The 22,263-nt window shown below is 61.7% G+C and carries 21 protein-coding genes; 16 read left to right on the top strand and 5 right to left on the bottom strand.

Annotation, left to right across the window (positions count from 1 at the left end):
• The first annotated feature begins 35 nt into the window (after window positions 1–35).
• The 9 genes from FQ746_RS15915 to FQ746_RS15875 all read left to right on the top strand — a co-directional run bounded on the left by FQ746_RS15915 (window position 36) and on the right by FQ746_RS15875 (window position 8,910).
• Window positions 36–482 (top strand): MaoC family dehydratase, encoded by a 447-nt coding sequence (locus FQ746_RS15915; protein WP_260854075.1) that lies wholly within the window; start codon window positions 36–38, stop codon window positions 480–482.
• Between the two features lie 66 nt (window positions 483–548).
• Window positions 549–1,055, top strand: coding sequence for a heme-degrading domain-containing protein (locus FQ746_RS15910; protein WP_144110321.1), 507 nt, complete (start codon window positions 549–551; stop codon window positions 1,053–1,055).
• 322 nt (window positions 1,056–1,377) lie between these two features.
• Window positions 1,378–2,790: an MFS transporter gene (locus FQ746_RS15905; protein ID WP_144110320.1), complete on the top strand. Its 1,413-nt coding sequence runs from the start codon at window positions 1,378–1,380 to the stop codon at window positions 2,788–2,790.
• Window positions 2,787–3,551 (top strand): arylmalonate decarboxylase, encoded by a 765-nt coding sequence (locus FQ746_RS15900; RefSeq protein WP_144110319.1) that lies wholly within the window; start codon window positions 2,787–2,789, stop codon window positions 3,549–3,551. Before FQ746_RS15905 ends, FQ746_RS15900 begins: the two co-directional genes overlap by 4 nt.
• A 27-nt stretch (window positions 3,552–3,578) precedes the next feature.
• Window positions 3,579–4,778 carry a CaiB/BaiF CoA transferase family protein gene (locus tag FQ746_RS15895; protein WP_144110318.1) on the top strand — a complete coding sequence of 400 codons (1,200 nt, stop codon included), beginning with the start codon at window positions 3,579–3,581 and terminating at the stop codon, window positions 4,776–4,778.
• A gap of 7 nt (window positions 4,779–4,785) precedes the next feature.
• Window positions 4,786–5,739: a hydroxymethylglutaryl-CoA lyase gene (locus FQ746_RS15890; protein WP_144110317.1), complete on the top strand. Its 954-nt coding sequence runs from the start codon at window positions 4,786–4,788 to the stop codon at window positions 5,737–5,739.
• Window positions 5,740–5,745: 6 nt separating this feature from the next.
• A complete protein-coding gene (locus FQ746_RS15885) occupies window positions 5,746–7,740 on the top strand; it encodes an NAD(P)-binding protein (RefSeq protein WP_144110316.1) in 1,995 nt (664 codons plus the stop codon).
• A gap of 29 nt (window positions 7,741–7,769) precedes the next feature.
• Complete coding sequence (locus FQ746_RS15880; RefSeq protein ID WP_144110315.1) at window positions 7,770–8,201, top strand: GlcG/HbpS family heme-binding protein; 432 nt, start codon at window positions 7,770–7,772, stop codon at window positions 8,199–8,201.
• Window positions 8,202–8,253: 52 nt separating this feature from the next.
• Entirely contained in the window at window positions 8,254–8,910 is a 657-nt protein-coding gene (locus FQ746_RS15875; RefSeq protein ID WP_144110314.1) for a GntR family transcriptional regulator, read from the top strand.
• Window positions 8,911–8,969: 59 nt separating this feature from the next.
• Here the strand turns inward: FQ746_RS15875 and FQ746_RS15870 are convergent, their stop codons facing one another.
• Both FQ746_RS15870 and FQ746_RS15865 read right to left on the bottom strand, forming a co-directional pair.
• Entirely contained in the window at window positions 8,970–9,338 is a 369-nt protein-coding gene (locus FQ746_RS15870; protein ID WP_144110313.1) for a DUF4406 domain-containing protein, read from the bottom strand.
• 5 nt (window positions 9,339–9,343) lie between these two features.
• Complete coding sequence (locus FQ746_RS15865) at window positions 9,344–9,934, bottom strand: NUDIX domain-containing protein (protein WP_144110312.1); 591 nt, start codon at window positions 9,932–9,934, stop codon at window positions 9,344–9,346.
• Window positions 9,935–10,012: 78 nt separating this feature from the next.
• Here FQ746_RS15865 and FQ746_RS15860 point away from each other — a divergent pair, with 78 nt between their 5' ends.
• The 3 genes from FQ746_RS15860 (at window position 10,013) to FQ746_RS15850 (ending at window position 13,775) form a co-directional block, all read left to right on the top strand.
• Window positions 10,013–10,774, top strand: coding sequence for a DeoR/GlpR family DNA-binding transcription regulator (locus FQ746_RS15860; RefSeq protein ID WP_144110335.1), 762 nt, complete (start codon window positions 10,013–10,015; stop codon window positions 10,772–10,774).
• 23 nt (window positions 10,775–10,797) lie between these two features.
• Complete coding sequence (locus FQ746_RS15855; RefSeq protein ID WP_144110311.1) at window positions 10,798–12,588, top strand: FAD-binding oxidoreductase; 1,791 nt, start codon at window positions 10,798–10,800, stop codon at window positions 12,586–12,588.
• 224 nt (window positions 12,589–12,812) lie between these two features.
• A complete protein-coding gene (locus FQ746_RS15850) occupies window positions 12,813–13,775 on the top strand; it encodes a PLP-dependent cysteine synthase family protein (protein ID WP_144110310.1) in 963 nt (320 codons plus the stop codon).
• A 334-nt stretch (window positions 13,776–14,109) separates the two neighbouring features.
• On the opposite strand, the gene FQ746_RS15845 is transcribed toward FQ746_RS15850, so the two are convergent.
• Complete coding sequence (locus tag FQ746_RS15845; RefSeq protein WP_144110309.1) at window positions 14,110–15,123, bottom strand: GlxA family transcriptional regulator; 1,014 nt, start codon at window positions 15,121–15,123, stop codon at window positions 14,110–14,112.
• A 193-nt stretch (window positions 15,124–15,316) separates the two neighbouring features.
• Between FQ746_RS15845 and FQ746_RS15840 the strand changes: the two genes are divergently transcribed.
• The 3 genes from FQ746_RS15840 to FQ746_RS15830 all read left to right on the top strand — a co-directional run bounded on the left by FQ746_RS15840 (window position 15,317) and on the right by FQ746_RS15830 (window position 17,993).
• The gene (locus FQ746_RS15840) at window positions 15,317–16,357 is read left to right on the top strand and encodes a nitrilase-related carbon-nitrogen hydrolase (protein WP_260854074.1); all 1,041 of its coding nucleotides are present in this window, start codon (window positions 15,317–15,319) and stop codon (window positions 16,355–16,357) included.
• A 120-nt stretch (window positions 16,358–16,477) separates the two neighbouring features.
• On the top strand, window positions 16,478–17,020 hold the full coding sequence (locus FQ746_RS15835; RefSeq protein ID WP_144110308.1) for a carbonic anhydrase: 543 nt from the start codon (window positions 16,478–16,480) through the stop codon (window positions 17,018–17,020).
• 37 nt (window positions 17,021–17,057) lie between these two features.
• Window positions 17,058–17,993: an NmrA family NAD(P)-binding protein gene (locus FQ746_RS15830; protein WP_313955575.1), complete on the top strand. Its 936-nt coding sequence runs from the start codon at window positions 17,058–17,060 to the stop codon at window positions 17,991–17,993.
• Window positions 17,994–18,183: 190 nt separating this feature from the next.
• Here the strand turns inward: FQ746_RS15830 and FQ746_RS15825 are convergent, their stop codons facing one another.
• Window positions 18,184–19,080, bottom strand: a complete 897-nt coding sequence (locus FQ746_RS15825) for a LysR substrate-binding domain-containing protein (protein WP_260854078.1) — start codon at window positions 19,078–19,080, stop codon at window positions 18,184–18,186.
• A gap of 216 nt (window positions 19,081–19,296) precedes the next feature.
• Here FQ746_RS15825 and FQ746_RS15820 point away from each other — a divergent pair, with 216 nt between their 5' ends.
• Window positions 19,297–20,463 carry a mandelate racemase/muconate lactonizing enzyme family protein gene (locus FQ746_RS15820; protein WP_144110306.1) on the top strand — a complete coding sequence of 389 codons (1,167 nt, stop codon included), beginning with the start codon at window positions 19,297–19,299 and terminating at the stop codon, window positions 20,461–20,463.
• Between the two features lie 82 nt (window positions 20,464–20,545).
• On the opposite strand, the gene FQ746_RS15815 is transcribed toward FQ746_RS15820, so the two are convergent.
• On the bottom strand, window positions 20,546–22,102 hold the full coding sequence (locus tag FQ746_RS15815) for a methyl-accepting chemotaxis protein (protein ID WP_144110305.1): 1,557 nt from the start codon (window positions 22,100–22,102) through the stop codon (window positions 20,546–20,548).
• Between the last annotated feature and the right edge of the window lie 161 nt (window positions 22,103–22,263).

Below are 22,263 nucleotides of genomic sequence, written 5' to 3'. Positions count from 1 at the left end.
ACGGCATTCAATCGACCGCTTCAGGGAGCAAGCGTTTGGAAAGCGATTTCTATCTGAAGGTAGGCGACGAAGTCGTTCTGACGAAGACGGTGACGACGCAAGCTATCGACGATTTCGCGCGGATAAGCGGCGACTTCTCTCCCGCTCATGTGAGCACGGAGATCATGTCGCGATCGCCGTACAAAAAACGCATCGCCCATGGTGCGCTGCTCGTTGCCTGGATGTCGCACTGTTCGACGGAAGTGGTCGAACGCCTGGCGGGGTTGCGGGATGCGGGAGAAACTCCGGTCTCACTCGGTTACGACCGGGTCCGTTTTCTCAAGGCCGCGCTGATAGGGGACACCCTGACCTACACGTATCGCGTGCAGGCCATCGACACGAAGACGCGGCGTTCGGTGGCAAAACTGGATGTGGTCAATCAGGCGGGCGAACTCGTCTGCGTCGCCGAACACATTCTGAAGTTCGTCCCGCTGGCCGGCTAGGCGCACCCAGTCCTCTATTTTTTATTAACTTCTACCGGATCGCGGACCCGCTCCGCTCATATCGCCATGACTATTGCCGAAGACCTGCAGTTGATTGCACAACAGGAAAAGCTGCTCGTCGTACCTCGTTTCGACGCCGACTTCGGCTGGCAGATCGGGGCGCACCTGCATGAGATTGCGAGAGCGCGAAGCTTGCCGATTGCAATCGACGTGCGTACTTTTGGCCAGCCGATTTTCTACAGTGCACTTGCCGGAGCGACGCCCGACAACGCCGATTGGGTGCGGCGGAAAAGTAATACCGTTGCGCAGTTCCGTTGCAGTTCGTACGCCGTCGGCCTGCGTCTGGCGGAGTCCGCTGCGACACTCAGCGAGAAGTTCGGACTGTCCAACGCCGACTATGCAACGCATGGCGGGGGCTTTCCGCTGACGGTTCAGGGCGCGGGTGTGATCGGCTCGATTACCGTGTCGGGTTTGCCGCAGCGCGACGATCACGCGTTGATCGTCGAAGCGTTGTGCGCGCTACTGGATCACGATCCGGCGACGTTGCAGTTGGCCTATGCGGAAGATGCCTGAACATTCTCTGGTTGCGCCGTTAGCGCTCGTAGGTCTAGCGGCCCTTGCGCCAGTCCAATCCATTGCGTTCCGACGCAACCCGTGAGTCCTTCAGTTAGTTGCCGCCCCACTTTTTCTATCGTCTGACGCGTGCTTCGGCCGCCTTCCAATTGCCGGGAAGAGCATAGTGTCTCAATAAAATGTGTACAAAAATTAGGTGGATTCCCGAATAAATCCGAATTCAAGTGCATGGTCACCGCTGAATTGTGTACATTAAAGCCGCTGCGACGCGATCTACCGATGTTGCGGAGCGGCAAAAACACATCATGGCGGAGACAGCGAAATGACGACGCAAAGTGTTATGGCGGGACCGAGACTCGACCGGATGCCGCTGAGCGGCTTTCATACGAGGATGCTCTGGCTCGTCGGTGGGGGCCTGTTTCTCGATGGCTTCGATGTGTACCTGGCGGGCGGCGTGCTCGGTTCACTTCTGAAAAGCGGCTGGTCGACGCTCGCCATGAATGCGCTGTTCGTGACGGCAACTTTCGCAGGCATGGTGGTGGGGGCGTTCATGTCGGGCGTGCTCGGTGACCGCTACGGCCGACGATTCTCATATCAGGTGAATCTGGCGATCTTTGGACTGGCGTCCATCGCGGGTGCCTTCGCCCCTTCGATGCAGTGGCTGATCTTTTTCCGCCTGCTCATGGGTGTCGGGCTCGGCGCAGAACTCGCAATCGGCTATGCGACGCTCAGCGAATTCGTTCCGGCGAGCAAGCGCGGCCGCTGGATTGCGCTGCTAGCTCTGATTGCCAATGCCTCGTTGTTTGCGTCCGCGCTGCTCGCGTGGCTGATCATTCCGAGTTTCGGCTGGCGCCCGATGTTCCTGATCGTCGGTGTGGGCGCCGGGATTATCTGGGTGCTGCGCAAGAAGATGCCCGAGTCTCCGCGCTGGCTCGAAGACCAGGGCCGTTTCGACGAAGCAGAAGCCGTGTTGCAAAGCATCGAACTGGAAAGCGAGCGCGCGACGGGCAGGCCGTTGCCGCCACCCGTCCCGGTTGCGACCGCCGCTACTGCACAGAGACGTCAGTCAATCTTCGTACTGTTCACGCCGGCGGTGATTCGTCGCACCTTTCTCGGCGTGACCTTCAGCGTGGTGCAGGGCTTGTCGGTCTACGGGCTGGTCGGCTGGCTGCCGAGTTTCTTCGTCAAGGAAGGCGTGAGCGTGGCTTCCTCGCTCGGCTATACCACGGTGATGAGTCTCGGTGGTCCGCTGGGTGCGCTGATCGGTTTCCTGCTGTCGGACCGCATCGGCAGGCGTCCCTTGATGGTCGGCGCTTCGGCATTCACCGCACTGTTCGCCTTCGTCTATCCGCTCACCGTCCACAACACGCCGTTGCTGCTCTGCGTCGGTCTGTTGCTGGTGGCCTCGATCTTCGTCTGGCTCACGATCGGCTATACGCTGCAGACCGAGCTTTTCGCGACCGAGTATCGTCTGCGCGGCACCGGGTTTTGCCAGACGATGGGACGACTCGTCACCGCGTTCGTGCAGTTCATCGTCGTGTCGTTATTCACGTGGGGTGGCGTGACCGCCGTGATTACGTCGCTTGCGGGTGTGCTCGTCGTGCAGGCGCTGATCTTCCTCGTGGCCGGCATCGAGACCAAGCGCAAGCCGCTCGAAGCGCTGACACCGGACGCCATGGACGGCGACGCCTTTGCGCACGAGATGGCGCTCAACGCGGAGGGCAAGACGCGATGAGAGACTTCCTCGGCTCGCGCTGCATGTTTGGGATCCCGACGCCCTCGGTCAATACCTGCGTGCAGCCCGAAAGCGACGACATGCGTCCGGCGGGCGTGACGAACCACATTGCGCGGATGCACGTTCCTGACCTCGCAGTGCACTCGAACGAAGACTTCGAGCGCGGCATCGAGGCGCTGTTCGGCGCGCTGGACGATGCGGTCGACCAGGTGATGACCTGTGGCCCCGATCATCTGATTCTCGGTATCTCGGCGCTGTCGATCTGGGGCGGTTCACGGGCGTCGTCGAATGCGCTGAAAGCGCGTATCGCCACGCGCGCAGGCCTCGCGGGGCGCGAGGTCGGGGTGACGCTAGCCGGCGACGCGGTGCTGGAGGCGCTCGCCGCTCACGGCGTGAAGCGGCGCATTGCAATCGTCGAGCCGTATTACCCGGTCATCCAGCAACACCTCGAATCGTTTTTTGGCGAAGCCGGCTTCGAGGTCGTCAAATTCAACCATCTGCAGGGCAAGCAGTTCACGGGTTACACCAAAGTCGACGCGAAGTATCTGATCGACGCCCTGCGCGAGACGGATACGCCCGACGCTGAAGCCATCGTCCAGTTCGGGGCGAATCTGCCGATGGCGTCGCTCGCCGCAGAGGCCGAGCGCTGGCTCGGCAAACCCGTGATCGCAGTGAACATCGCGAATTACTGGCACGCCCTGCGTCACAACGGCATCGACGACCGCGTGCAGGGCTGGTCGACGCTCCTGTCGCAGTTCTGACGCCAACACGACCCACGGGATGGATGTATGAAAGCACTTTCGAATATCGTCATGCTCGATTTCACGCATATGTTGTCGGGGCCGTACGGAACCATGCTGCTCGCCGATCTGGGCGCGCAAACCATCAAGATCGAGCCGCCCGGCACCGGTGAAGGCACGCGCCGGCTGCTCGCGAACGATCCCGATCACTCCATTGAAGGCATGGGCGCGTACTTTCTCACGCTCAACCGCAACAAGCGCAGCGTGTGCATCGACCTGAAAACGGAGCGCGGCCGCGCGCTGCTGCTCGAGCTCGTGCAGCAGGTCGACGTGGTGTTCGACAACTTCAGCAGCGGCGTGATGACCCGTCTCGGTCTCGGCCATGAAGAGCTTGCGCGTATCAACCCGCGCATCGTGACGTGCTCGGTGACGGGTTTCGGCGAAAGCGGCCCGGCGCAGCATCGTCCGGCATTCGATCTGGTCGCGCAGGGCATGGGCGGTGGAATGTCGATCACGGGTGAGGAAGGCGGCCGCCCCATTCGTGCGGGCATTCCGATCGGCGATCTGGGCGGCGGCCTGTTCGGCGCCATCGGTGTGCTAGCCGCGCTCATGGCGCGCCACGAAACCGGACGTGGCCAGCACGTCGATATTTCGATGCTCGACTGTCAGGTGTCGATGCTCAACTACATGGCGACCATGTATGCGATGTCGGGCAAGAATCCCGGACCGCTAGGTAACGGGCACTTCGTGCACGTGCCCTACGACACGTTCCGCACGTCGACGCGCCATGTGATCGTTGCGGTGCTGACGGACAAGTTCTGGGAGTCGCTGGTCGACCTGCTCGATATCGACGCACTGCGCGATGCCGCCTACAAGAACCAACCGGGGCGATATGCCGCGCGTGAGCGCATCAATGCGCTGGTGCAAGAGAAGTTCGAGACGAACACCTGCGAGTACTGGCTGGAACAGCTTTCCGCGCGGCGTATTCCGTGCGCGCCGGTGAACGATTTCGAGCACGTATTGGGCGATCTGCAGGTTCGTAGCCGCAACATGTTCGTGCCGGTACGCGCGCCCGACGGCCGTATGGTCGAGATGCCCGGCAATCCGGTGAAGCTGTCGGACACGCACGAAGATACTTATGCGCCACCGCCGACGCTGGGTGAACACACCGCCGAAGTGCTCACGCAGTTCCTCAAACTGAGCGAGGCCGACCTGGCCGCGCTCGCGCAGGACGGCGTGATTCAGTGAGGTAACGATGCCGGACACTATTCGCATCACCGAAGTCGGGCTGCGTGACGGCTTGCAGAATCAGCCCGTCGCCGTGCCGCTCGAGGGCAAGCTCATGCTGCTGGAGGCGCTCATCGAGGCAGGTTTGCGCCATGTTGAACTCACGAGTTTCGTGCGTCCGGACGCGGTGCCGCAACTCGCCGACGCTGGCCGGTTCGTCGAAGCGGCCATTCATCAGGGACTCACCGCCCGGCTCGACGACTGCATGGCGCTGGTGCCGAACATGAAGGGCTATGAACGCGCCCATGCCGCGGGAGTCCGGTCGGTCGCGCTGGTGCTTGCCGTGTCGGAGACGCTCAACGTCCGCAACATCAACATGACCCTCGAACAGGCAACCGTCGTCTGCGAAGCCGTTACACGGCGCGCGGCCGATGACGGCGTGCGCGTGCGGGTCTACCTGGCTGCCGCGATGGGGTGTCCGTTCGATGGGCCGAGTTCGCCCGCGCGCGTGCACGCGCTGGCCGCGCGGATGATCAACGTCGGCGCCGAGGTGATCGCAGTGGCGGACACGATCGGAGCGGGGCATCCGGCCGATGTGCCTCTGCTATTCGAGCCGCTGGTCCGCGCCTACGGTGAGAAGCGTATCGCCGCGCATTTCCACGACACGCGCGGGCTCGGCAGCGCGCTTGCGTGGCAGGCGGCGCTCTCGGGTGTGCGTCAGTTCGATGCCTCCATTGGCGGTCTCGGCGGGTGTCCGTTTGCGCCGGGCGCGTCGGGCAATGTCGCGACCGAAGATCTCGCGTTCGTGTTCGAACAGGCGGGTTTCGAAACGGGTATCGACCTCGACCGTCTGCTCGGTGTACTCGACACTGTCGAGCGGCTGCTCGGCGTGCGCCATCAGGGGCGCGTCACGCCGTGGCTCGTGACTCAGCGAAAGAAGCGTGACACACGCGCTTCTTCAACCGCTACTCTTTCTTCCTGAGCGACCATGACCAACACAGGTTTCTCCTCACCGCTCGCTGAACCGTTCGTATTGCCGGGCGGCACGCACCTGCGCAACCGCGTCGTGCATGCGTCGATGAGTACCTTCATGTCCGACGACTCGCACGTGACGGACCGTCTGATCCGCTATTTCGCGAATCGCGCCCAGGGCGGTGCGGGCGCGGTCGTGACCGAGCCGCTTTCGATGGCGCGACACCAGCGGGTGTGGGACCGCGTGCGGGTATGGAACGACGATAATCTCGACGGCCTCAGCCGATGGGCCGATGCTGTCGAGCGCTACGATTCGCGGCTCTTCGGTCAGATCCAGGACCCGGGTCGCGCGCGTCACGAGTCGGGCCGCAGCTTCAACGCAATCGGGCCATCGCGTCTCGCCGACGATCTGAGCTGGTCGATGCCGCGTGAACTGGCCGCCAGCGAAATCCGTGAACTGATCGACGATTTCGCGGCATCTTCGGCGCGACTGCATCGCTGCGGTTTCGCGGGCGTCGAGTTTTCGGCGGGACATGGGCATCTGTTTCATCAGTTCCTGTCGCCGCAATCGAACGTGCGCACCGACGAATACGGCGGCGACTGGCACGGCCGAACGCGTTTTCTGCGCGAACTGATCGAGGCGATTCGCGCATGCTGCCCGCGCCGCTTCGCAATCGGCCTCAAATTGCCCGGCGACGACGGCGTGCCCGGCGGTATCGATCCCGACGCAGCGGCGCTCGTCACCTCGATGCTGACCAGCTCGGGCGATGTCGATTACGTGTGCTTCGCACAGGGTTCGCATGCCCGCTCGCTGGAGATGCACGTGCCGGACCGGTTCGGCGAGCGCGTGCCGTACGCCGCCCTGATCCGGCGCTTGCGCGAGTCCGCTCATGGCGTACCGGTGATGGCGCTCGGCCGCATCACCGATCCCGCTGAAGCCGAAGCCATTCTCGAGCGCGGCGACGCCGAACTGATCGGCCTCGGCCGCACGCTCATCGCTGATCCCGCATGGCTCGACAAGGCGCTGCAGGGCCGCACTCACGACATCCGCTACTGCGTATCGTGCAACACGTGCTGGGACACCATCATCACGTATAACCGGCCGCTCGCCTGCATCAACAACCCGCGCGTCGCCGAGCCCGACGAAGTCGATTTCAGGCCGCAGCGTGCGCCGGTGAAGAAGCGGGTGGCGGTGGTGGGCGCAGGCGTCGCCGGGCTGGAGGCGGCTTGGGTTGCGGCAGCGCGTGGTCACGACGTGATCGTCTACGGGACGAGCCGGGAACCGGGCGGCAAGGCGCGTTTGCGCTCGTACCTGCCTGGCGGCGAGACGATTAGCAGCGTGTACGACTACCAGTTCGCCGCGGCAGAGCGCGCGGGCGCGCGCTTCGAGTTGGGGCGCAAGGCGGGCATCGGCGAGATTCGTGAATTCAGGCCCGACGAGGTCATTCTCGCGACCGGCGCAACCCATAGTGTGCCATCCTGGGTGCCAGCCGATTACGCCGACGCAGGGTTGATTCCCGACATCAATACAGCGATGGCCGAGCTCCTACGTCACCCGTCGCGCCAGCCGGGGAGCGCCGTGCTCTTCGACATGGATCAGGGCGAAGGCACCTACGCGGCCGCCGAACTGCTGGCGACGATCTTCGGGCGTGTCGCCATCATCACGCCACGCGAAGCGATTGCCCAGGAAGTGGCGCTGGTCACGCGGCAGGGATTCCTGCGGCGGCTCGCACTCGCACGCGTGCAGGTTCTGACACTGAGCGAGCCCGTGATTAGCGAATCGTTCGAGACGGAAGGGCGGCTCGAATACCGGAATGTCTACAACGGCGATGCCGGCTTTATCGACGATGTCGCGTTTCTCGCCTATGCGACACCGCGCGTGCCCGATATCTCGCTCGTCGGGCCGCTGCAGCAGCAGGGCATTCCCACCCGGCTGGTCGGCGACTGTCGAACGGGACGTGGCATTCTCGCGGCGACCGCCGACGGTCACGAGGCCGGCAACGCAGTCTGATCAATCGCCAATACAAGGAGAAGCTTCACATGGCCTCGATTTCACTGTCCAGTATCGACGCGGCAACTGCGCAGGCCGCCATTGCCGCTGCTGCCGAACACGCCCGCTCGAAGGGTCTGCAGATGTCGATCGCAGTGTGCGATCACGCGGGTTTGCTCAAGTCGTTCCTGCGTATGGACGGCGCGTCGCAAATCTCGCTCGGCATCGCGCAGGACAAGGCCTATACGTCCGCGGCCACGGGCCTTGCGACCCATCGCTGGCATGATTTCATCAAGGACGATGCGCCACTTCTGCACGGTTTCGTCCATACGCCGAGGCTGGTGGTGTTCGGCGGCGGCTTTCCGATCTTCGAAGACGGCGCGGTGATCGGGGCGATCGGTCTGAGCGGTGGTCACTACTCACAGGATATGGAATGCGCGCGTGCGGCGCTCGAAGCGATCGGCTTTACGCCCAACGACTAGCGCAGACTAGAATAGTGCTCCGGCAACGCAACCACCATCACGATCCAGAACTATGACAAGGGCCGTAGACAAGGCTTACGAAGCGATTCGCGAGGCCATTCTTTCGCGCGAACTGCAGATTGGTGCGCAACTCACCGAGACGGATCTCGCGGCACAACTCGGCGTCTCGCGCACGCCTGTGCGGGAGGCGCTGCGGCGGCTTTCCAGCGACGGGCTCGTGCAGTTTACGTCGAGCCAGCGTGCTTCGGTGGCGTCGTTCGATGTCGACGACGCCGTCGAGATTTTCCAGTTGCGCGCAACGCTCGAAGGCATGATGTGCTCGATCGCGGCCACGCGTATTTCCGACGACGAAGTCGCGCTTCTGGAGGGGCTGGCCGACAGCATGGAACGCGAAGCGCGCGAGCGGGAGGAGGGCTTTATCGAACGCATCTCTTCCTTGAACAGCGAGTTTCACCGGCGCATTCTGGAAGCGGCGGGAACGAAGCGGCTCGCGAGCGTACTCGCGGGCATTATCGAACTGCCGGTGGTGTTGCGTACGTTTCATCGCTACGACGACAGACAGCTTGCGCGCAGCCTCGGACACCATCGCGAGATTATCGACAGCTTCAAGGCGGGGGACGGCGAGTGGGCGCGCAGCGTGATGCAGGCGCATATTCTGGCGGCGCGTGCGAGCTATCTGAAAAGTGGAATCGATGGGGGAGCAGGATAAAAATTCGCGGGCGTGAAACGGGCGCACGAATTGCGAGTGTCCGCATGGATCGTCAACGATTACCGACCGCAGATCGGAATGCTTTCGAAATCCCAATACACGAGTTTCCCCAGTTCGCGAGCTAACCGAACGTCTTCGTCCGCTCCCCTGGATTCGCCTTCGATGCGAAACACCGCGTCGCACCGCTCGAGTAGCTGATGAGCAACGGGATAAAGAAATTGCTCGCTGATCGCATCGCCCGGCTCATTCGAGCCTGCCGCGGCGGCCAAAGGCAATGCCACCCATTCGCCGATCATCGGCATGTGTCCTCGCCGGTAAACGTGCAGTGCCGCTTCCTCCAGCCGCCTGAGGTTTAACGCGATGCGTGCAGGATCGCCTTCTGTCCCGCTGCGATACGGTCCGGCGATCAGGATGAGTTGAGCGTTCATCGTATTTACCGCGTATTCAGTTCGCGCAGCGCAAGATGCTGCAAAAGCATGATGGTTTTCCCATCGACGATTTCACCGCGCTCCACCGCCATCAATGCGTCGTCCAGCGCAAACTCCAGTACTTCGACATCTTCTCCTTCGGCTTCGACTCCGCCGCCGTCTCCGATACGGGTCGTCGCGTCATAGTCCGCAATATAAAAATGCAGCTTTTCTGTCACCGACCCCGGGCTCATGTAAGCCTCGAAGATTTTCTGTACGTCGTGCACCCGGTAGCCCGTTTCCTCCTCGGCCTCGGCACGAATGCGCTGCTCCGGCGATGCGTTGTCGAGCAGCCCAGCAGCCGCTTCGAGCATCATCCCATCGTGCCCGTTGACGAACGCAGGCAGCCTGAACTGCCGGGTCAATATGACCGTCCGTTGCGCACGATTGAACAGCAGAATCGTCGCACCGTTGCCGCGATCGTAGGTTTCCCGACTCTGCCGCTGCCACGTACCGTCGCGCCGCAGGAAGTCGAACGTCGTCTTCTTCAATACGTACCAGTCGTCGGATAGCACTGTCGTATCGACGATGCGTACACGGTCTCGCGTTGCAGTCATGCAGGGCTCCAATTCCCGAACAGGAGCGCTCATGATATCGTGCGAATTCGTTCAATATCAAGAAAAAGCGTGCAATCAATGCTGACGACGCAGCGCAAGAAGACCATTCTCGAGTGGCTAGCCCGGGACGGGCAGGTACTGGCGGGGCCGCTTGCCCTACGCTTCGGTGTCTCGGAAGACACGATACGGCGCGACCTCCGCGAACTGGCTGCGGAAGGATTGTTGCAGCGGGTTCATGGCGGAGCCTTGCCCGCTTCGTCGGCCGTCGTGCCGTTTGCGGAAAGACGGGCGCTGGAAACATCCGGCAAACGTGCGATCGCAATCGCTGCCGCGGCCATGATCGAGCCGGGCCAGATCGTCATCATCGACGGCGGCACCACGTCCGCGGAGCTGGTGAAACATATTCCTCACAGCTTGTCCGCGACAGTCGTGACGCATAGCCCGACAGTCGCCGTTGCACTGGTCGATCACCCGTCGATCGAAGTAATCATGATTGGCGGCAAGCTGTACAGGCATTCGATCGTGAACGTGGGTGCCGCGGCCATCGAGGCGATGTCGCATATCAACGCCGACATTTACTTCATGGGTGTAACCGGTGTGCATCCGACGGCCGGGCTCAGCACGGGCGATCTCGAAGAAGCCTATGTGAAACGTGCGCTCGCCGCACGGTCGGCCGAGACCGTCGTTCTGGCATCGATGGAAAAACTCAATGCAGCGTCAGCGTATGCTATCGGCGATCTGACGCTTGCGCAGACGATCGTGGTCGAAGGCTCGACCGATGCCGCGCTAACGGTAGCGTTGGAGACTGCCGGCGTGAGCATTGTGCGTGCGAGTCCATAAGTTCCAGTAAAGAAAGAGACGTCATGAAGAGACGAAGCCTTTTAAAAGGCGCTGCCGCCCTGCCTTTCCTCCCCGCCACCACGGTCTTTGCCAGGACGATTCCGGTCTTGAGTAGAACGGGCCGCGTTCGTCCTGGCGATCCGGCGTGGCCGGCTGCAGAGGAGTGGGAGGCGCTGGATCGCGCAGTCGGCGGCAATCTGTTGCGACCCACGACCCTCTGGCAGGCCTGCGCGCAAGCGTCCCGTACGCCCGATTGCGTGGCTCGCCTGGAGGAAGCGCGAAACCCGATTGCGCTCGGCGACGACCCTGGCGGAACCCAGATATCGGGTTGGCTCGACGCCTGGACACCCCATGCGAGCGCTTACGCGGTGGCGGCCCGTTCTACCGCCGACGTAGTCGCAGGCATCGATTTCGCCCGTCGACACAATTTGCGTCTGGTGGTGAAAGGCGGGGGGCATAGTTACCTTGGCGGCTCGAACGCGCCGGATTCCATTCTGATCTGGACACGCGCGATGAACCGCATCGATCTGCACGATGCGTTCGTTCCATCGGGTTCTTCGATGCCTCCAATGCCGGCAGTGACGGTAGACGCCGGCTGTATGTGGATCGACGTCTACACGGCCGTTACCACCCGGGCGGGACGATACGTCCAGGGCGGCGGCTGTACCAGCGTGGGGGTGGCGGGCCTCGTCCAGGGAGGCGGTTTCGGTTCGTTCTCAAAGCGTTACGGATTGGCCGCCGCGAGCCTGCTTCAGGCCGAAATCGTCACTGCTGATGGTGTGATCCGCACCGTCAACGCATCGCGCGAGCCCGATCTCTTCTGGGCGCTGAAGGGCGGGGGAGGTGGCAGTTTCGGCGTAGTCACCCGGCTTACTTTGCAGACTCACGATCTGCCTGAGTACTTTGGTTGGGCCGAGTTCAAGGTCAAGGCGTCATCGCGTGAGGCTTACCGGCGACTGGTCGAGCAGCTCGTCGAACATTACGCCGCGAATCTGTTCAACCCCGAATGGGGCGAGCAGCTTATTTTTAGCAACGACGAAGTTCACGTGTCGATGGTGTGCCAGGGCCTCGACGACGGACAGGCCAGATCGGCCTGGGCGCCTTTCATTGATTGGGTACGCGCGTCACCGTCGGATTTCACTTTCGACACGGAGCCGCATATCGGCGCCGCGCCCGCACGTCGCTGGTGGGATCTGGAGGCGAACCCGGGACTGGTGCCCGACCCGCGGGATGGCGCGGCCAGTCACCATGGCTGGTGGCGAGGCGATGGAGAGCAGGCCTCGCTGTTCCTCTACGGCTACGAGTCACAATGGCTGCCCGCAGCGCTTCTCGAACCTACGTCGCGCGGCCGGCTTGTTGACGCGCTCGTGGAAGCTGCCCGCTTTCATACCGTGGAACTGCATGTCAACAAAGGACTTGCCGGCACCCCGCCAGAAGTGAACGAGCAGGCGCGCCATTGCTCGATGAATTCAAAGGTTGCCGACGCCTTCGCCCTGATGATTGTCGCGACAGGCGGTCCCCCGCCGTATGCGGGCCTCCCGGTGACGTCGGCCGACACGGCGGAAGCTCATCGGCAGGCCGGACGTGTGGAGAAGGCTGCGGCTGTTCTTAAAGCATTGTCGCCAGAAGGAGGCGCCTATATTTCGGAAACGGATTATTTCCGTGACGATTGGCGCGAAGCGTTCTGGGGGGCGAATTATGCGCGACTGAAAGCGATCAAGAACCGCTACGACTCCGAGGGATTGTTTATCGTCCATCACGGGGTAGGCAGCGAGGACTGGAGTTCAGATGGTTTTACGCCGGTGCGGTTGTGATACCTCGGTAGCGAGGTGGGAGACACGTTGGAGGCGGCGGAGCAAACCAACCTGTGAAGCAGGAGCGCCGCACCGACGCCGCCCGCGGTAGGCGGCCAGACGACACACAGGCAACCACACCGCACAACGGGCACCGTTAGCAAGAACGTACAAGCACGCAGCGTCTCGTCGCGATACGCTGCTTCGCGCTGATGCACATGTTCGTTTCTCAATCTGGAGCCGCGATGAGCGCACTACTGAACTCGGTTGTCGAGGCGATTGGCGGTACGCCGTTGGTGCGTCTCGATCGTCTTACAGAAAGCCAGGGTGTCGAAGGCACCATTCTGGCCAAGCTTGATTATCTCAATCCCGGCTTTTCGAAGAAAGACCGTGCGGCGCTGGGCGTCATCGAGGAAGCCGAGCGAAGCGGCGCGTTATCGCCAGGACGGACCGTGGTCGAGCTGACGTCGGGCAACATGGGCACGGGCCTCGCCATTGTTTGTAGCGTGAAGGGCTACCCGTTCGTGGCCGTCATGTCGAAGGGAAATTCCGAGGAACGCGCCCGCATGATGCGCGCGCTTGGCGCCGAGGTGATATTGGTCGACCAACTGTCAGGTGGTGTACCCGGGCAGGTCTCAGGTGGCGACCTCGAACTGGTGAATCTGGAGGCGCAACGCGTGACCGACGCGCGGGGTGCTTTTCGGGCCGACCAGTTCCACCGTGACGGCAACTGGCTCTCGCACTACCGGACCACGGGCCCCGAACTGTGGGAGGCAACGTCCGGTGCGATCGATGGATTCGTTGATTTCGTTGGGTCCGGAGGGACTTATGTTGGAGTAAGCAAAGCGCTCAAGGAGAGGAATCCGGCAATCCGCTGCTTTGTGGTTGAACCCGAGGGTGCAGCAGCGCTTGCCAGACTGCCGGTCACCGACCCTGGTCATCCCATTCAGGGCGGCGGATATGCGATCGGCGATCTTCATTTCATGGAAGGTATTGCCGTCGACGGCTACCTCCAGGTGTCAGGAGCGGACGCGCGCAGCGCTGCTCGCGTGCTTGCCCAGCGTGAAGGCATCTTTGGAGGTTTCTCCTCCGGTGCGAATATTGCGGCGGCGCTCCATCTGCTCGGGAACGAGATGCGCGGGAAGACTATCGCGGTGCTGATATGCGATTCGGGGCTGAAATACGTCTCGACGGATTTATGGACGTGAGGTCGTCGACTGCGGTTGTTTGACGGCGTGTGCGTGAATGACCGTTCTGCGTGGGCGAACGGTCATTCAAGGCCCCTGCCTGGACGATGCCCATTGGCATTTTCAAAAAGAACTTGCCGAACGCGCCATATCTTCTCGCCCCAATGGCTCAACCGTGGTCACCTACTATGTCCGGGTCATCCAACGAAATCGGTTCTGGATCGCAGAACACCGGACTGTACGAAGGGAAGCCGGGTGGGCCTGGCATCAGGTGTACCTGGATTTGACGGGCTAATCCTGTTCGCGCTGTTTCTGGCATGGAGAAAGTCGAGAACTCCAATACGCGTGCAATCGGTCAGGGGTTAGGCAAAGCGTCATGCCTCACTGATTGCGGCTGCGCAAGAGTATGGGTCTGTCTGTCATCAAGCGCTTCGGCCCGGGCATTCCGGCGCAACACATCCGCAGGCACGCCGAAGGTCCGCAGGAAAGCGCGGCGCATGCGCTCCCGGTCTGCAAAACCTGTTTCATTCGCCACTACGTTAATGGTGTGGCGCCCCTGTTCAATCATGAACCGGGCCGCCTCCAGACGGAGCTGCTCTACGGCTCTGGCTGGCGGCAGACCGGTCTCGGCCAGAAACGCACGGCTGAACTGGCGCGGGCTGAGGTTCGCCACCGCAGCAAGCTCGTCGACGCTCAGTGCGTTGCGCAAGTTCCGACGGATATGCGCCAGAACCGATTCGATGCGATCGGATTTGGGCGTCATGTCGAGCAGCGCCGAATGCTGCTTCTGGCCGCCCAGCCGGCGTTGGTTCATAACCAGTAGCCGGGCGACCATCTTTGCGGCGTCAGGACCGAGGTCGTGGTCGATCAGTGCCAGCGCGAGATCGATACCAGCCGTCATTCCTGCCGAGGTCCAGAGCGGACCATCGTTGACGAAAATGCGGTCCTCGTCCGTCGTGACGTCGGGAAAACGGGCTCTGAATTCGGCCGCGTGAGCCCAGTGCATCGTCGCTCGCCGGCCATTCAGCAGGCCCGCTTCGGCGAGAACGAACGCTCCGCTACAGATGGATGCCGTCCGTCTGGATGCTTTGGCGGCTTCCTGCACGAACGCAATCAAGGGCGGACCAAAAGGCGGCATCTTCAGTTCGGTGATGGAGCCGACGATGATCGTGTCGAACGATGGATCCCCGAACTTTTCGGTCTCCAATGTCATGCCGGCCGACGACTGAACCGGACCTCCGCGCTCGGAAAGCAGATGAATTTCATAGCACTGGCCTGTGGGGGGCAGGTTCGCCAACTCGAATGCTGTCAACGCGGCAAGACTCATCAACTGAAACTTGTCCGGCACGATAAAGCCGATCCGATGCATGCCTGGCTCCTGCAAACGGGATTCACGGATTGCGAACGCGATGTCACTGGATTTCGCGCGCTCGATAGAGGGCCAACGCCTGGTGCGGCGATGGCATAAATGGTGGCAATAACGACATACATGCTAGCGGGCCGGCGCGGTAACGTACAAGCGCTTTCCCCGTTACTGCACATCGAGCGAAAGGAACACCGCCATGTCGAAAATCATTCGTGCTGCAGCCGTTCAGATTGCGCCGGTCCTCTACAGTCGGGAAGGCACGGTCGATAAGGTCGTCCGCAAGATCCTCGACCTCGGCAAAGAAAGGGTTCAGTTCGCGACGTTCCCCGAAACCGTTGTTCCTTATTACCCTTACTTTTCGTTCGTCGAAGCACCCTATGCGATGGGAGCCGAGCATTACAAGCTGCTCGACCAGTCAGTCGTGGTGCCGTCCGACACGACCACTGCGATTGCCAACGCGGCGCGCCAGGCGGGTATGGTCGTGTCGATCGGCGTGAACGAACGCGACCGCGGAACGCTCTACAACACGCAACTTCTGTTCGACGCCGATGGCAAGCTGGTGCAACGTCGCCGCAAGCTATCGCCGACGTATCACGAACGCATGGTATGGGGAATGGGAGACGGGTCAGGGCTGCGCGCCATCGATACCGCCGTGGGTCGCGTCGGCCAGCTTGCGTGCTGGGAGCACTACAACCCGCTTGCGCGCTATGCGCTAATGGCCGATGGAGAGGAAATCCATTCGGCGATGTACCCCGGCTCGTTCGCGGGTGACATCTTCTCCGAACAGATTGCCGTCAATATCCGCCAGCATGCGCTGGAAGCCGGTGCTTTCGTCGTCAATGCGACCGCCTGGCTGACGCCCGAACAGCAGCAACAGATTCTGCTGGATACCCGTACGACCAACCTCGACCCGATCTCCAGCGGCTGTTTCACCGCCATTGTTTCGCCAGAGGGAGAGTTCCTGGGTGGGCCGCCGTTGAGAGAGGGCGAGGGCGAGATTATCGCGGATCTCGACTTCTGGCAGATCGACAAACGCAAACGCATGATGGATTCGCGCGGCCATTACAGCCGTCCGGACGTGCTCGCCCTCCTGATCGACCGCACGCCGAGGAAGCATGCCTTGGAGCGACAGCACCCCAACCATGCCGATGAGGCAGTCAACGGCCTCGAACTGCCTGGCGAGGCACCGTATCGAGCCACCGTCTCCGTGCCAGATCCAGGTGTGCTTCTACCGTGACGTCTTCGGCCATATTCGTCGCTGCGGATGCGCCCGATACTGCGATCCTGATGTTCCATATCCTCACATTCCGGGCGTTTCTGCCCTCGACTTTTCACTCATCGCGCAGGAGTAGAGAGAATGGATTTTCATGAGGTAATGCTCGAACGTAATGCCAATTTCGCCAGAACCGACTTCTCCCCTGAACTCAAGATGATGCCGTCGACGGGGACGATCGTAGTCGGCTGCGTCGATCCTCGCGTCGATCCTGCAACCGTGCTGGGATTGAAGCTGGGAGAAACGGCGGTAATCCGTAACGTCGGTGGCCGCGTCAGTCACGCACTGATAGAAACCCTGGCGGTATTGAGTGTCGTTGGCGCAGCAGCCGGACGTCCCGGCGGTGCCCGCAACCTCGTTCTGCTTCAGCATACTGATTGCGGCATCATCGGATGCCATCGACATGCGCCTGCATTGCTCGCCAGATACCTGGACGTCGAGGAAGCCGCTCTGGACACCATGTCGATCCCCGACCCGTACGAAGCCATTGCCCTCGATATCGCCGCGCTCAAAACCAACCTCGATCTGTCCGACGGGTTGATGGTGTCGGGTCTCGTCTACGACGTGACGACCGGCCAGGTGCAGACCGTCGTGCCTCCGACACGTTTGCGAACGCCGTCCAACTAACAGCGACCGCGGACCCAGGTCGTACCGTCTGCCGCTAGTGCAGTTCGACTTCATCATTTCCGTTCTGGAGCATGAGATGAACCACGATCTTTACCTGATCACAGGCGCCACCGGCGACACGGGTGGCGCTGCCATCACGGCTCTGCTCTCGAAGGGCGCCCGGGTGCGCGCCCTCGTCCATCGCGACGACGCGCGAGCCTCTGCGCTGCGCGCCAGAGACGTCGAGGTCGTCGTCGGCGACCTGTTGGACAGCCGCGCTGTTCAGGCCGCACTGCAAGGCGTTACCGGTGCGTATTTCGTGTACCCGGTCACGCAGGCTCGACTCATCGATGCCACCGCCTATTTTGCGCATGCCGCGAAGCTCGCTGGAGTTCGCTCGATCGTCAACATGTCACAGATTTCCGCGAAAGTCGACGCTCAAAGCGAGGCTGCACTTGCCCATTGGTATGGCGAGCGTGTGTTCGATTGGGCGGGAATTCCAGTGACGCATCTTCGTCCGACGTTCTTCATGGAATGGCTGACCTACGGTTTCCAGTTGCCTTCGATTGCGAATGACGATCTGCTCCGCGTGCCCGCCGCAAGCGGCAGACACGCGCCGATCGCCGCCGTCGATCAAGGTCGTGTAATTTCCAGTGTCCTGCTGGATCCTGCGCCTCATGCAGGCAAGACGTATCCGTTGTTCGGTGCAGAAGAAATGGATCACGAAGAACTTGCGCAAGCCGTAGGCCGTGCGCTCGGCCGGCCGATCCGTTACGAAGCCGAGAGCCTGGAATCGTTTGAAGCCCGGCTTGCACAGCTCGGATTGCCTGAACACTTCATTCAGCACATCGTGTCGGTGTATCGCGCGTATCAGGCGGGCGAGTTTGCGGGCACGAACGACATCGTCGAACAGATCACCGGACAAAAGCCAATGCAGGTACGCGATTATGTGATCGCCAATCTCCAGCTCTTCCAGCCGGAAGTTGTTGAATAGTCTCGCGGAGCCGGTGATTGGCGGATAGCGTATCTCCCACGTCGCACTTGCTACGTGACGGGCCGAGGTGCATGACTCGCTCCCTGGTTTCAATCCAACGTCCGACTACAGTCGCACCGCCGCATTGGCGGGATCTGCACAAGCCGTCTTTGAAACTGCCCCCGCGCCTGTCGACTTCCCTGTCGATCGCTCAGGTCCGGGCAGCTTTCTTCTTCCGGGCATGAACCAGCGCCCCCGTTTCGACCGGGAGAAACGGCGCCTGAAAGTGATCGACCAGGAAATCGATGAATGCCCGCGCACGGGCTGTCTGGTTCCGCTGACCAGGGTAGTAGACAAACAGATCGGCGGAAGGCAGCGGCGTTTCGGGCAACACGAGCTTCAACCTTCCGCTCTGAACGTATTTCGCCAGGTCCCATTCCGAGCGAATCAGGATTCCATGTCCGTCGAGCGCCCATCTCAGGACGATATCGCCATCATTGCTCGACAGAGCGCCTTTGACTTTCAAGGCTTCCACGTGGTCGCCCTGGATGTATCGCCAAACGCCATAGGCGTCGTCATTCTGACGGTGGATGATGCAACGATGCTTCACCAGATCTTCAACGCGCTCCGGGCTGCCAAAACGTTCCAGATACTTGGGCGACGCGCAAAGGAAGCGTCGATTGCTCATGATGCGCCTGGCGCTTAACCGGCTGTCGGGGATTTCGCCAAACCGGATCGCCATATCGAAACCTTCCGCGACCAGGTCGATCGGCCGGTCGGTGACCTCGAACTGGATTTCCACTTTCGGAAAGCGCTTCGCGAAATCGGACACCAGCGGTGCAAGGGTTGTGCGCCCGAATCCGAGCGTTGCGTTGACGCGCAGCAGACCATGAGGATCGGTCCGCGTGCCCGATATCTCTTCCTCCATCTGTTTCACCTGCCCGACGATTTGTGTGGCGTAGCGCAAATAGGTCTCGCCCTCGGGAGTCAAACTGATGTTCCGGGTCGTCCGGTTCACGAGCCTCACGCCCAGTCTCTGTTCGATCAATCCCAGGCGTTTGGTCGCGGCCGGCGGGGTCAGGTCAAGCGCGCGAGCGGCGCCGGACATACTTTTCAGCCTGGCGAGCAGGATGAAAAAATCGAAGTCGGATGCAATGTCGGTCGCCACGCAGATTTCACTCAGGGTAAAAGGTGTAATGAACTGAGGTGAAGTATAGCCGCCGGGTTTGCGGATAAGCTGCGTTCCATTGCAGCCGATGCACGTCGACGCGCGCCGATACACGCACCACGGGCAACACGTGCCCAATTCCGAGGAGACCCCGTCATGAGAATCGTAGAAATCCGCGAAAAGACCGTTCCTATCAGTTCACCCATTCGGAACGCCTATATCGACTTCAGCAAGATGACACTGAGTCTCGTCGCCGTGGTGACGGACGTCATTCGCGACGGCAAGCCGGTCACCGGTTATGGCTTCAACTCCAATGGCCGTTACGGGCAGGGCAAGCTGATGCGGGAGCGGTTCATTCCTCGCCTTCTCGAAGCCGATCCCGCGAGCCTCGTCGACGATGCCGGCACCAACCTCGATCCGCACAAGATCTGGTCCACCATGTTCACGAATGAGAAGCCAGGCGGACACGGCGAGCGCTCGGTCGCCATCGGTACGATCGACATGGCCGTGTGGGACGCCGTGGCCAAGATCGAAGGTAAGCCGCTATTCCAGTTGCTCGCGGATCGTTACGGCAACGGCGAGCCTGAGCGCAAGATCTTCGTGTACGCAGCCGGCGGTTATTACTATCCCGGCCAGGACCACGGCAAGCTGAAAGACGAAATGCGCAGCTATATCGATCGTGGGTACACGGTCGTCAAGAAGAAGATTGGCGGCGCTTCGCTCGATGAGGATTTGCGCCGGATCGACTCGATCCTCAGCGTGCTTCAGGATGGGCAGAAGCTCGCCGTCGACGCCAACGGCCGCTTCGATCTGGACACGGCCATCCAGTACGCCAAGGCGCTGTCGCAATACGATCTCTTCTGGTACGAGGAGCCGGGCGATCCGCTCGATTTCGAGTTGCAGGCGACGCTGCGCAATTACTACGACAAGCCGATGGCGACCGGCGAAAACCTGTTCTCGATGCAGGACGCGCGCAACCTGATCCGCTACGGCGGCATGCGTGCCGACCGCGACTGGCTGCAATTCGACTGCGCGTTGAGCTACGGACTCGTCGAATATCTCCGCACGCTGGACATGCTGCGCCAACACGGCTGGTCGCCTGCCCGCTGCATCCCGCACGGTGGCCATCAGATGTCGCTGAATATCGCGGCGGGTCTGGGCCTCGGCGGCAACGAGTCTTATCCGGACCTGTTCCAGCCGTACGGCGGTTTTCCCGATGGCGTGAAGGTGGACAACGGCTACATCACCATGCCCGACCTTCCTGGCATCGGTTTCGAGGGCAAGGCGGATCTCTTCGCCGAGATGCAGAAGTTGTCGGCATAGAAAGTGGTGCGTCGACCGCGCCGACCGCTACAGCCGTGAATCCGGACTAAAGGCTTTAGCCACCCGCCAAAGCCTCCGGGTCTCACCCCTCCGGCAGATTAAACACGGCAATCGCGCCGGCAAGTTGCCCGGTCTGCGCTCTCAACACATCGGCCGATGCGCTCGCTTCCTCCACCAGCGCCGCGTTCTGCTGGGTCGTCTGGTCCATGCTCGCCACCGCGATGTTCACCTGCTCGATGCCGGAGCTTTGTTCGGCCGATGCCGCGCTGATTTCGCCCATGATGTCGGTCACGCGACGCACGGCGTGCACCACTTCCTCCATGGTCTGGCCCGCGCGGTCCACGTATTGCGAGCCGCCTTCGATCTGCGCGGCCGACTCCTCGATCAACGCCTTGATCTCCTTGGCCGCGGCCGCACTGCGCTGCGCGAGGCTGCGTACCTCGCCGGCCACGACCGCAAAGCCGCGGCCTTCGTCGCCGGCGCGCGCTGCTTCGACCGCTGCATTCAGCGCAAGAATATTGGTCTGAAACGCAATACCGTCGATCACGCCGATGATGTCGCCAATCCGGTGCGACGACTGCGAAATCCTGCGCATCGTCTCCACCACCTGACCCACCACTTCGCCGCCGCGCGCAGCGGTCTCGGAAGCGTTGTGCGCGAGCTGACTCGCCTGCCGCGCGTTATCGGCGTTCTGTTTGACGGTCGACGTGATCTGCTCCATGCTCGACGCCGTCTCGCCGAGTGCGGTCGCCTGCTGTTCGGTGCGGCGCGACAGATCGGCGTTACCCGCGGCGATTTCGTTGGACACGTTCGAGATCAGCGTGGCGCCGCTGCGAATCTGCGTGATCGCCTGCGCAAGACGAAGCTGCATGCGTTGCATCGCCGCGAGCAGGCTCGTCTTGTCGTCGGCCCGGGTCGCCACGATCACGTCGAGGTCGCCATCCGCGATACGTGAAGCGATCTGCGCCGCGTAGGCCGGTTCGCCGCCGAGCTGCCGCAAAATGCTGCGCAAGATAACGCCGATCACGAGCGACATCAGCACACTCAGAATTAGCGCGGCACCGACGTATTGCACGAGCGTCGTGTAGAACGCGGCGTTGATATCGTCGGTGAAGACACCGGTAACGATGGTCCAGTCCCATGGCTTGTAGAGCCGGACGTAGTTGATCTTGGGCGCCATCCGGTCGGAACCCGGCTTCAGGAACTGCAGATGGATGAAGCCTTCTCCTTCGCGTTCGGCGAGGTCCGAGCCGTCCTTGAACACGTGGCGGCCTTCGGGATCCGTGAAGCCGCTCATGTCCTTGCCTTCGAGATCGGCCCGCACGCCGTGCATCAGCACTTTGGCATGCGCGTCTTCGAGGACGAGATAGCCGCCTGCGCCGTCATAGCGCATCACGCGCAGGTCGGCCATGGCCGCGCGCTGGGCGTCCGCGAGCGGCATCGTGCCGGCCGCGACCAGGCCGTTGTAGCGATCGAGCACGCTATACGCCGCGCTCACGACGCTTTTCAGTTCGGCCTGCCGGCCCGCGATGAGCGTATCGCGCGTTTTGAACGCACCCCACAGGCCGATCGACAGAATTCCTATGCACATGACCGCCAGCGCAAGCCATAGCCGAACTTTGAGGCGAAAGCGTTCCATCTCCGTATTCCTTTGTCCCTGTTTTAGACGGCCCCGAGGGCGGGCGCCGTAGACATCGATGTCTGTGGACGGAATAACGGCGGCAGGCGGGAAAACTTCAGGGGTTTATGGCGTGCGGCCGCCGATCGCCGTCAGGCGTGCCGGTGCCGATCAGAAGGCGG

Source organism: Paraburkholderia sp. BCC1886, from assembly GCF_900996245.1.
GTDB lineage: Bacteria > Pseudomonadota > Gammaproteobacteria > Burkholderiales > Burkholderiaceae > Paraburkholderia.
Note: the sequence above shows the minus strand (reverse complement) of the source record. Positions and strands in the feature narration are given on the sequence as shown.